We start from the raw sequence: 359 nt of genomic DNA on the forward strand, positions 1-359 counted from the left end.
CCATTCGGAACGTTTCAGGAGATAGAAATCGGCATGGGGCTGGCCCGTGCCCATCGTGTGACCTATGTCGGCGAACTGGGTTGGGAGCTTTATGTCTCGACCGATCAGGCAGCCCACGTGTTCGAGGCGATCGAGGAGGCCGGCGCCGATGTCGGCCTGAAACTCTGCGGCCTGCACACGCTGGATTCCTGCCGCATCGAAAAGGCGTTCCGGCATTTCGGCCACGACATCACCGACGAGGACAATGTGCTGGAGGCAGGCCTCGGCTTCGCAGTGAAGACCGCCAAGGGCGATTTTCTTGGCCGCGATGCCGTGCTGAGGAAGAAGGAAACCGGATTGAACCGGCGGCTGGTGCAGTT

At 61.0% G+C, this 359-nt stretch carries 1 pseudogene; it reads left to right on the forward strand.

The features are described 5' to 3' along the window. A pseudogene (locus tag AC0L3I_RS37025) lies at positions 1-359 on the forward strand (FAD-dependent oxidoreductase); the annotation flags it as partial.

This window comes from Mesorhizobium sp. WSM4840, assembly GCF_055811755.1.